The sequence below is a fragment of the Planctomycetaceae bacterium genome (assembly GCA_041398785.1).
In the GTDB taxonomy this organism is placed as follows: domain Bacteria; phylum Planctomycetota; class Planctomycetia; order Planctomycetales; family Planctomycetaceae; genus JAWKUA01.
Map to the genome: position 1 here is coordinate 1 of JAWKUA010000052.1, position 9,788 is coordinate 9,788.

Genomic DNA, 9,788 nt, shown 5'->3' on the forward strand with positions numbered 1-9,788 from the left:
AGATTGCCTCACGACTCTCTTTCAAACACGGATGGAAGAAACCAACAACCAGGCCGGCGCTTCCGCCAACACCCGGTCGGGAAGTTGTATCACACGAATAGCGTTGTCATGGCGAGTGACATACAGCGCAGCGGAAATCGGCGTCAATGCCCGGTTGCCAGGCCGCCTCACGGGACACGCGTTGTCACGGCCGCTGACACACAGCACAGACCGAACCCGCACGCGGCGAGTTGCCTTCGTCGGAGCCGGCCGTCGATCGCTCGCCCATCCGGCGATCGATGGCCGGTGACAGAGAAGGCAACGCTGCCTTTGCCGGAAGGCCCGAGCAAGCCCGTTGCCCTGCGATTCCGTTCCCGTCAATTTACTCATACCGGTTATGATGCAACCGGCAACCGAACCCTGATGGCGAATGCCACGGGGCGGTACACGTCTTACTACGACGGCATCGGACAGACGATGGTGGCGGCACTTCCGAACAGCAAGATGGTCACCTACGCCTGGGACGAAGTCGCCACTGGCCTCCGAAGTGGTCTATCACGATTTGGCATGCGACAATGACTAGATTCACGCGTCCAACACTTTACGTGCTGTCGTTCCTATTGATAAGCTCGGTCATTGCTTCAATGCAGATTGATGACAATCGCGATGCTGCAACGCAAGTTGATGGCAAGCACGCTGTTGCAATGCAGATTAGTGACAAGCGCGCTGAGATACCCAAGAACTTGTCGCTTAATCGTGGGGTGAAGGCAGTTGGTGGGGCAGTCGATTTGACAGGAACTGGTAAAGCGCAGGTAACCCTTGTCGTTGTGCTGGATGAAGGATGGGATACATTTGGCTTTCATCCGAGTGAAGGAATTGAGATTGCGAACAGGGTTCGGTTTTTTCTTCCGGACGGAGTGGAGTTATTAGGAAATCTGTCAGTGACATCTCGCGCGACAACTGACGATAAGTACGGTGTCTTTGGCAATCTAACTCCCCGATATTCCGGGGTCATCGAGATTAGGCAGGATCTTTCCGTTGACGAGTCGATCATAGACTTTTCCGGTATGACGGTCACCGGACGACTCTATTGCCAGGTGAATCGACTGACTCCACCCTGGTCGTTGGCAACGCGTACGCCGTTTGTTCTTTTCTTTCGCAATCCGCTTGGCGTAAGAGGCGTTGTTGCGACACCGTCGGCTCCGAAGCCAACGCAGGGAGTCGAAGGAGATGAAGTGAGGTGAACGTAAAGACGCAGCAAGCAGTGACTTAGGATCCGTGCGCAAATAACGTGCGCGTTATTTGCGCACGGATCCTTACAGCCAACTGCTCCTTCAGAGCGATTCAAGCAATTGGTTCAGAGGCAAGAAGTTTCTGCTCGCATCGTAGAGCCTTGTGTGGAGTGAAGCAGTGGGCAATCGGGGGGTGGCAGTTGAGCGGTGCAAGAAATGTATCTATCTCTTTATACTTCTGGTTGCACAAACAGTGGTCACATCAGGAATCGCCATTCGTCGAGGTAGTGCTATAGTGAACTTGCCTGAGGTTATTCCTCTGAGTCTAAAGATGCTTGTGCTGGTAATTGAAGTATTTCTGTTTGACCTCTACGTTTGCCGGAGCACTTCAAGAATGGCGCTCCTCAATATCGCTTTTGTTGGATTGACAGTTGCGGTAGTTCTGCATCTGCCAATGGCTACTGTTGTCCTTCATGCAGTGTCGGAGGAAGGGTTCATTGTTATTTCATTTAGTGCTGTTCACTGTGCAAGAATCATTGCAGAGGAGCGCCGGGTGGCCCGACCGCCTGTTCAAGGCGGTTGGGTGCCGCAGGCACAAGATGACTCACCATCCGCAGTCAATTCAATCTCCAGCCCTCATGGCTGATTGAGCCCAGGGAACAGACATCCTGTCGCTGCGCGACCCAACCGGTGCGAAACCGGGGCATCCGAAACCGGAGTCGAAACACAGGGCCAGCGACTGTCTTGAACGGAATCAACTCATGAGATGGCATCTTTCTGAAGAATGTCGTTGGCGGATGGAACGGCGGGTGCGCTTGATGGATTTTCTGAGGCATGGCGACGAGTTCGCTGAGACTGGCTGAAAAAGTGTCTCTGCCGAACAGTCGCTCGGCAGGGAGTGCGGGAGCTGCCAGTCGTGGCTGGCTCACTCGCGTGGTGTCGCTCCTCCGGGGCTCATCGGACGATTTGCTGACGATCCGGTGGCTCGCCCACAATGGTACTGGATTTCGGGAGAGCCGCTTCGTGGTGCAACCTCCAACGTTCATCGCGGCTCAGCAGGAGCTTCGCCCTCCCAAGTCAGACACGTCATCACAGATCGAGCGGCATTGGGCTCGCGCCACCGGCTAAGGTTGTGTCGGCCCGCCGGGCCTGAATAGCAGTTGGACAGACACGCCATTTCCCGAATGATCCAATTCGTGCGAGAGGTCGTCAGAGCGGGGTGTTTGGTTTGCGGTTTGGCAGCAGTGGCTGGCGGCAGTTGTCGGATGGACTTCGGCGGTGGATCGTCGAGGTGAGAATTCCTGCGGTGGCATCGGGAGAAGCATCGTGGAGCGTGGGTCGGTGACATTGCCTGAGTGTTCTCACCGCACGGACGTTGCTGAGTCTGTGGTGTATCACTGTTCGCATTCGCTGGTCCGGGCGGCCCGCGGGATGGTTACGGCGGAGATCTGCGGGCTGTGCAGTGTTCGCGAACGTCCGTCGCAGCCGGTTTCGGGCGACGGGAAGCCGCGGCGTCCGTTGCGGATGTGGAAGCAGGCGTTGAATGTGAACTTCGCTGTCGATACTTGACAGGCACACAGCGGTTTGCCAGTATTCCGCGTCTTCGTCGGCTGCTCCGACGGTCGCAAGTTCCTGCTGTTTCTGAATTTCCGCTGTTTCGGACGATTTTCTGTCATGGCCGTTCCCAAGAGAAGAACCTCGAAATCGCGCAAACGGATGCGCCGCAGTCACCACGCCGTGAAGCCGATCCAGCTTGCGAAATGTTCACAGTGCGGAACGTCCGTGCCGACGCATGTCGTCTGCCCCACGTGCGGCTATTATCAGGGCCGAACGGTCGTCAGTGACGACGAGGATTAGCGGCGATGCGAGTGGCGCTTGACGCGATGGGGGGCGATGACGCTCCCGCGCCCAATGTTCAGGGCGCTATGGAAGCGGTTGCTCGCAACGAAAACCTGGAAGTCGTTCTCGTCGGCGACCGGCCGGCTCTGGAGGCGCTGCGGCAGCAGTTCGGGTGCACGTCGGACAGGATCACGATTGAGCAATCCGACGGCGTGGTGGGAATGCATGAAAAGCCCACCGTTGCTCTGCGCGAGAAGCCCAATTGTTCGATTGCCCGCTGCTGGCAGTTGATGGCGGGCAAGGACGTTGATGCGGTCGTCAGTGCGGGGAACACGGGAGCCGTTGTCGCGGCCGGGCTGAGGACTCGCCTGTTTCTGAAGGGAGTCAAGCGGCCGGGGATCGCCGTCACTCTGCCCAACATGAAGGGCAGCAGCGTGCTGATTGACGTCGGAGCCAACCCGGCGGCTCGCCCGGAGCACCTGGTTCAGTACGGCGTGATGGGCAGCATCTATGCTCGCGAGATTCTGGGAATCGAAACGCCTCGCATCGGCCTGATGAACATCGGCAGCGAAGAGGGCAAGGGCACGGATTTGTACCGGGAAACTCATCGTTATCTGACGGGCTCACGACTGAAAGATCGCTACATCGGCAACGTGGAAGGCCGCGGCGTGTATCAGGGCGAAGCAGATGTTCTGATTTGCGAAGGGTTCGTCGGCAACATTGTGCTGAAGGTCAGTGAAGGCATGGCGGAATTCATGATGAAAACCGTCGCGGGAACTCTGATGTCAGCCCTCAGTGACGAACGCGACCGCGCGAAGGAAGTGATGGCGCAGCTGATGCAGAAGTACCGGTATCAGGAATCCGGAGGAGCACCGCTGCTGGGCATCGACGGGACCTGCATCATCTGCCACGGTTCCAGCGATTCCGATTCGATCCGCAACGCTTTGAAGATGACTCTGGAAATGAAGGCTCACCACATCAATTCGCAGATTGTTGAGCAACTGGCCGTTCAGACGGTGCCGGCCGAATAGCCACTGGCGGCGCGCGATGCTTCAGCCGGACTGCGTCGGCGCGCGGTGCTGACATGCGATGTCGCGATGAAGTGAAGGGACCGCAACGTTGTCAAAGATCGCATTCCTGTTTCCCGGCCAGGGAGCACAGCATGTCGGCATGGGCCGGCAGATGTCGCAGCAGTATCCGAAGGTCCGCGAACTGTATGACCGTGCCGCGGAGATTCTGGGTTACGACCTTGCGAAGCTGTGTTTTGAAGGTCCGGCAGGAACTGGATTCGACAATCATCAGCCAGCCGGCGATCTTTTGTGACGAGTCTGGCGGCCTTGGAAAAGCTGCGAGCCGATTCGCCGGACGTCGTTCTTAGCTGTGAAATGGCGGCGGGGCTGAGTCTGGGGGAATACACGGCTCTGGTGTTTTCCGGCGCGATGTCGTTCGAAGACGGCCTGAAGGTTGTGCAGCGGCGCGGGCAGGCGATGCAGGCGGCCGCCGACGCCACGCCTTCCGGGATGGTCAGCATTCTGCTGCTGAATCGCGATCAGGTGCAGCAGATTTGTGAAGAAGCGTCGGGGCACGGTCCGCTGCAGATCGCCAACTATCTGTGTCCCGGAAATCTTGTCGTCAGCGGTTCCAACGCAGCCTGCATTCGCGCGGCGGAACTGGCGGACGCGGCCGGCGGGCGAGCGATGCCGCTGGCGGTGGCGGGAGCCTTCCACACGTCGATCATGAAGCCCGCCGACGAAGAGCTGGCCGAGGCGCTGCGCCACGTCGAAATCCGATCACCCGAAATTCCCGTCGTGTCCAACGTGGACGCGGAGATCCACTCCGATCCCGATGAAATTCGTGACATCCTGATTCAGCAGGTGATTCACCCGGTTCGCTGGGAAGATTCGCTGAACCGAATGATCGAAGCCGGTTGTTCCGAATTCTATGAACTCGGTCCGGGCAAAGTTCTGAAGGGACTGCTGAAGCGGGTCAGCCGCAAGATGCCGTGCACGACCATCAACGATTCTCCCGAAGCGTGAGCGTGTCGGGCTCTGAACGGTGATTCGGGGTCGCGGTTCGTAGACATTGGCATCCGCCGGAGATCGCGGAAGCCGCGAGGTCGGCTGGCTCAGCGCATCGTGGCGAATGGTGAGCGTGGAGAAAGATCGTGAAGTGGAGTCTGCCGGCGTTCGGTGATTCGCGCATCGGCGGCGGGTCGGCCGGTGTCGAGAAACCCGTATCTCCGGGCATGGGTCGGGTTTACACGAATTCCCAAACCCGGTATATGTTCCCGGCTGTGCGGCTGCGGACAGGTTCCGCAATCGTCAGTGTGCCTTTGTGTCGCAGTTTTGAAGTGCAGTTTCCGGCAAGTCGCCGCAATTCATTGTCGACAGTCGAATTCCTGACGGGAGGATGTCTCAGTGTCCGTTGAAGAAAAGGTGTTTGGGATCGTCAGCGATCAGCTTGATGCTCCGAAAGAGGACGTCACGCGCGAAAGTTCCTTCGTGGATGACCTGAAGGCCGATTCGCTCGATATTGTCGAACTGGTGATGGCGCTGGAAGACGAGTTCGACATCAAGATCCCGGATGAGGACTACGACAAGATCAAGACCGTCGGCGACGTCATCACTTATATCGAGGCGAAGTCCTGATAGATGTCCCGTCGACGGGTTGTAGTCACCGGCACGTCGGTCGTCACATCCCTGGGTTGCGATGTCGACGAAGTCTGGCGGCTGATTTGCGACGGCCACAGCGGTGTCCGCCCCGTTCGGCGATTTGACTGCAGTGAATCGCGCGTGAAATTCGGCGGCGAAGTCCGCGACTTCGATCCCTGCGCTTACATGACGCTGGAAAGCCGCGAACTTCGCCGCATGGACCGGTTCTGCCAGTTCGCGATGGTGGCTTCACACCACGCGATCATTCAGGCCGGGATCGACTTCACTCAGGGCGATCCGTACCGCTTTGGAGTTCTCGTCGGCAGCGGCATCGGCGGTCTGGATGAGATCGAAGCGCAGCACAGCCGGCTGTTCGATCGCGGTCCCGAACGCATCTCCGCGTTCATGATTCCCAAGCTGATGATCAATGCCGCCAGCGGAAACATTTCCGTGCGGTGGGGTCTGCGGGGACCGAATTCCGCGGTCGCCACAGCCTGCGCTTCGGGAACGAACGCGATCGGTGACGCCTATCGACTGATTCGATCCGGGCTGGCCGACGTCATGGTCACCGGCGGCAGCGAAGCGCCGCTGACGCCGATGGGGCTGTTCGGCTTCGCTCGCATGAACGCCCTGTCGACTCGCAATGACGCCCCGGAACTCGCCAGCCGGCCCTTCGATCGCGACCGCGACGGCTTCGTTCTGTCCGAAGGCGCGGGGATTGTTGTGCTGGAAGAGTTCGAATTCGCAAAGCAGCGCGGAGCTGCAATTCTGGCGGAAGTGGCCGGCTATGGTCTGTCGGGAGACGCCCGGCACATGACGGCTCCCGACGCCGACGGAACCAGCGCGGCTCAGGCGATGCGAAACGCGATTGCCGATGCCGAACTGCCGACCGACGCCATTGATTATGTGAACACGCACGGCACGAGCACGCCGCTGGGAGACCTTGCGGAATCGACGGCCATCCGGGCGGTCTTTGGATCGCACGTGAAATCTCTGGCCGTATCCAGCACCAAGAGCCAGCTTGGACATCTGCTGGGAGCATCCGGCGGCGTCGAAGTCGTGTTCTGCGTCAAAGCTCTGCAGACTCAGACGGCACCGCCGACAATCAATCTGGATCATCCCGCGGAAGGCTGCGATCTTGACTACGTACCGCACACCGCGCGAAACATGCCGATTCGCTACACGCTGAAGAACAGCTTCGGCTTCGGCGGCCACAACGCATGCCTGGTGCTCGGGCGGCCCTGAGGCACGGCGCTGGGCCATTCCCGGTTACTCGCTTCGCTCGTGCGACGTCAGCCTGACACTTCGCCGGGAAAGCTGCACGGCGCGGACCCTGCGCTGCGAACGGCAGGGGCACGGCACCTCCATCCGTTTCAGGCTCATCCGGAAAATGGGGGTGTTGAGTCAACAGCGTTTCAGGCCCGGCGGGCCGACACAACCTGTGCCGGTGGCGTGAGCCACCGGTCAGATGCCAAATACCTGTCCAAAGCCCCGGAGGGGCGATACAGGCTTAAACGCAGTGCATGTGTCGGCCCTTCAGGCCTGCGGACGCGGAGACACCAGCTTCCGGAGCCTGTCGGCTCCGGCTGACGTTGTGCCTGCCCTCCGGGCATCAACAACCGGAAACGCAAGGTTGTCGGATCGCAACGGCAGATCCGATCGAAGTATCCGAAGGAATGACGGCGAACGCCAGCAAGTCTTCATCGACCGATTCTTCAGCAACACCCCCATTCCCCGGAAGAGCCCCGTTTTGGCCTTCGGCCGGGGTGCCGATATCAGGCGGTCGTCTTGAGCCTTACCGACCGTCGGGACGAGAAAATCGAAGGCCGGAGTTTTGTCTTGCCGAGTTTTTGCCGGCGTGGTCGGCGAGAGCGTTGCCGGCCTGGACATGCTGCGGGTCCAGTGACAGCGCCGCTTTGAACCACATCGCAGCAATTTCGTGCATGCCGAGTTCGTCGGCGGTTTGGCCGATCTGAAACCTCAGGTCGGCATTCGTCACGTCGGATAACGCCTGGGAGTGGAGTTCGGCCAGTTGAGTTCTCAGGTCGCTGATGTGCTTCATCTTTTTCGCCGTCGCGTCAGCCTGATCTGTCTTTCCCTGGAGCTGGTAGAGCTGGGACAACTGCACATACAGGGCCGGGTCCGCGGAATTGACTTCCGCAGCGCGTTCCAGCAGCGATTCGGCTTCTGAGTACTCGCGGCGTTCCATCAGAATGGAGGCCTTGAGTTTCAGTGCTTCGACATGTTGCGGCGCCGATTTCAGAACGCTGTCCGCAAGCTGCAGCGCCGCCTCGGAATTCCCCAGTGCGGACTGACAGCGGCCGCGTAGAGCGTCGGTGTCGGCTGACGTCCGACATTCGGACAGCACGCGGACGGCTTCGTCGTAGTCGCCGGTTTCGAACAGACATTCCGCCAGTTCGAAGCGCATTTCATCGGCAAGGATCTGAGACGGATGATGCTTCAGTCCCTGCCGGTACTCAGCGATGGCATCCGGATAGTGTTCGTAATCCTTGTGGATCGCTCCGGCGAAGCGATACGGCCGGGGGTCATCGGGATCCAGCCGCTTGACTTCATCCAGATGAGCCAGTGCCAGCGCCATGGCTCCCAGGTCGTACAGCGTCGCGGCCATCCAGCGATGTGACGCCACGTCGTCGGGATCGAAAGCCAGAGCGTCCTGGAAGGCTCGCCGCGCTTCATCCAACTGGCCGGCCCGATGGAACGTTTCACCCGTGAGCCTCCATGCCGCGACGCGCGTGCTCTCGTCGGCGCGAGCAGCTTCCAGTTCGGCGACGGCTTCCGGCAGTTGTCCGCGAGCCAGTTCGAACATGCCGGTCAGCAGTGATGCCTGAGCCTGCCAGTCGGCTGTGTTCTTCAAAGCCAGCCCTTCGATTCGCAGCGTCTTCAGATCACCGGCTTCGTATGCCTGTAAGCCGCGAGCATACCGCGATTCCGGCTGCCCAGCCTTCCAGGACGGCCACGCGATCGCCGCGGCGATGACAGCGATAGCGACAATCGCCATCACAATGCTTCGACGGCGACGTTTCTTTGGCGAAGGCGATGACACGGGACAGCGTTCCTGAGACTTGCGGCAGTACGGATCGGGCTATGTGACGGATTAGCGGGTTGTGAACGGTGCCGGTAGCGCAATCGGCGATGTGGTCGACAATGAGATTCGCAACGGCGCCGAGATTGGCAACGGCGCCGAGATTGGCAACGGCGCCGGGAGTTACACGCGATTCTGTCACAACACTCGCCGGGCAACAATCATGAGGACGAATGTCGAATTCTGAAATTCCTGCCGCGTACCTCGTTCGCCGCGGCCATCACCTCGTTCCGAGGGCTCCAGCCCTGGAACGCCGTGCCACGCAGGCTCGGCCCGCAGTCCCGCGAGTCGTGACGGCTGCCCGGTCGCGCAGGCAGAGCCCATCCGGCCATGCGTCCCGGAGCGTGATCCCGCGCGAAGAGTTGAGGGAACGCGACGGGAGCGCCGAGAGATTTCCGTGTTCCGCTGCGGTTCTGTACGATCCGGTTGTGGGAGCCGGCTCTTTTTGACATCGAATGTTACCGCAATTGTCACCGCAATTTCAGGAGTATCGCCGATCATGACAGCCGACCGCGAATTGACGGACACGTCTCGAAGGAGGTTTCTCGGCAGCGTGGCCGCCGGCGTCACCGCGTTTCACATCGTTCCGCGGCACGTTCTGGGTGGGCCGAATCATGTGGCTCCCAGCGAAACGGTCAACGTCGCGCTCGTCGGAGCCGGCGGTCGCGGGCTGCAGAATGCCGCCGATCTGATGAAGCTGGACGACGTTCTGATCACAACCGTGGTTGATCCCGCGGAGCACTGGGATCTGGAGAATTTTTACTACAAGGGGGTCTCCGGTCGAAAACCGGCGATGTCAGCGTTCGAAAGGCACTATTCCGACAAGCGACCGAGATACAAGTGCGCGGAGTTCACTGACTTTCGCCGGATGCTGGATCAGGCCACGGATGTCGACGCCGTCCTGTGCGCGACTCCCGATCATACTCACGCGGTCGTGTCCGTGGCGGCGATGCGAGCCGGCAGGCATGTGTACTGCGAAAAGCC

The 9,788-nt window shown here is 59.7% G+C and carries 11 protein-coding genes; 10 read left to right on the top strand and 1 reads right to left on the bottom strand.

Going from position 1 to position 9,788, the window contains the following annotated elements; all coding sequences use genetic code 11:
* Window positions 1-285 precede the first annotated feature (285 nt).
* The 9 genes from R3C19_27025 (at window position 286) to fabF (ending at window position 6,946) form a co-directional block, all read left to right on the top strand.
* On the top strand, window positions 286-558 hold the full coding sequence (locus tag R3C19_27025) for a hypothetical protein (protein ID MEZ6064015.1): 273 nt from the start codon (window positions 286-288) through the stop codon (window positions 556-558).
* Window positions 555-1,223: a hypothetical protein gene (locus R3C19_27030; GenBank protein MEZ6064016.1), complete on the top strand. Its 669-nt coding sequence runs from the start codon at window positions 555-557 to the stop codon at window positions 1,221-1,223. Before R3C19_27025 ends, R3C19_27030 begins: the two co-directional genes overlap by 4 nt.
* A gap of 319 nt (window positions 1,224-1,542) precedes the next feature.
* Entirely contained in the window at window positions 1,543-1,857 is a 315-nt protein-coding gene (locus R3C19_27035) for a hypothetical protein (protein ID MEZ6064017.1), read from the top strand.
* A gap of 1,028 nt (window positions 1,858-2,885) precedes the next feature.
* The gene (gene rpmF / locus R3C19_27040; protein ID MEZ6064018.1) at window positions 2,886-3,068 is read left to right on the top strand and encodes a 50S ribosomal protein L32; all 183 of its coding nucleotides are present in this window, start codon (window positions 2,886-2,888) and stop codon (window positions 3,066-3,068) included.
* A gap of 5 nt (window positions 3,069-3,073) precedes the next feature.
* On the top strand, window positions 3,074-4,081 hold the full coding sequence (plsX, locus tag R3C19_27045) for a phosphate acyltransferase PlsX (GenBank protein MEZ6064019.1): 1,008 nt from the start codon (window positions 3,074-3,076) through the stop codon (window positions 4,079-4,081).
* A gap of 88 nt (window positions 4,082-4,169) precedes the next feature.
* Window positions 4,170-4,373 carry a hypothetical protein gene (locus R3C19_27050; GenBank protein MEZ6064020.1) on the top strand — a complete coding sequence of 68 codons (204 nt, stop codon included), beginning with the start codon at window positions 4,170-4,172 and terminating at the stop codon, window positions 4,371-4,373.
* Between the two features lie 14 nt (window positions 4,374-4,387).
* A complete protein-coding gene (locus R3C19_27055) occupies window positions 4,388-5,086 on the top strand; it encodes an acyltransferase domain-containing protein (GenBank protein ID MEZ6064021.1) in 699 nt (232 codons plus the stop codon).
* 381 nt (window positions 5,087-5,467) lie between these two features.
* Window positions 5,468-5,698 (top strand): acyl carrier protein, encoded by a 231-nt coding sequence (acpP, locus tag R3C19_27060; protein ID MEZ6064022.1) that lies wholly within the window; start codon window positions 5,468-5,470, stop codon window positions 5,696-5,698.
* Window positions 5,699-5,701: 3 nt separating this feature from the next.
* Window positions 5,702-6,946 carry a beta-ketoacyl-ACP synthase II gene (gene fabF, locus R3C19_27065; GenBank protein ID MEZ6064023.1) on the top strand — a complete coding sequence of 415 codons (1,245 nt, stop codon included), beginning with the start codon at window positions 5,702-5,704 and terminating at the stop codon, window positions 6,944-6,946.
* 550 nt (window positions 6,947-7,496) lie between these two features.
* Here the strand turns inward: fabF and R3C19_27070 are convergent.
* Window positions 7,497-8,765 carry a tetratricopeptide repeat protein gene (locus tag R3C19_27070; protein MEZ6064024.1) on the bottom strand — a complete coding sequence of 423 codons (1,269 nt, stop codon included), beginning with the start codon at window positions 8,763-8,765 and terminating at the stop codon, window positions 7,497-7,499.
* A gap of 538 nt (window positions 8,766-9,303) precedes the next feature.
* On the opposite strand from R3C19_27070, the gene R3C19_27075 reads away from it, so the two are divergent.
* Window positions 9,304-9,788, top strand: a 485-nt coding sequence (locus tag R3C19_27075; protein MEZ6064025.1) for a Gfo/Idh/MocA family oxidoreductase, incomplete at its 3' end; no start/stop codon positions are given.

Excerpts from the sequence above, each read along its gene's own strand:
- fabF (MEZ6064023.1), top strand. The coding sequence starts at position 5,702 with ATGTCCCGTCGACGGGTTGTAGTCACCGGCACGTCGGTCGTCACATCC.
- plsX (MEZ6064019.1), top strand. The coding sequence starts at position 3,074 with ATGCGAGTGGCGCTTGACGCGATGGGGGGCGATGACGCTCCCGCGCCC.
- R3C19_27035 (MEZ6064017.1), top strand. The coding sequence starts at position 1,543 with ATGCTTGTGCTGGTAATTGAAGTATTTCTGTTTGACCTCTACGTTTGC.
- rpmF (MEZ6064018.1), top strand. The coding sequence starts at position 2,886 with ATGGCCGTTCCCAAGAGAAGAACCTCGAAATCGCGCAAACGGATGCGC.
- R3C19_27030 (MEZ6064016.1), top strand. The coding sequence starts at position 555 with ATGACTAGATTCACGCGTCCAACACTTTACGTGCTGTCGTTCCTATTG.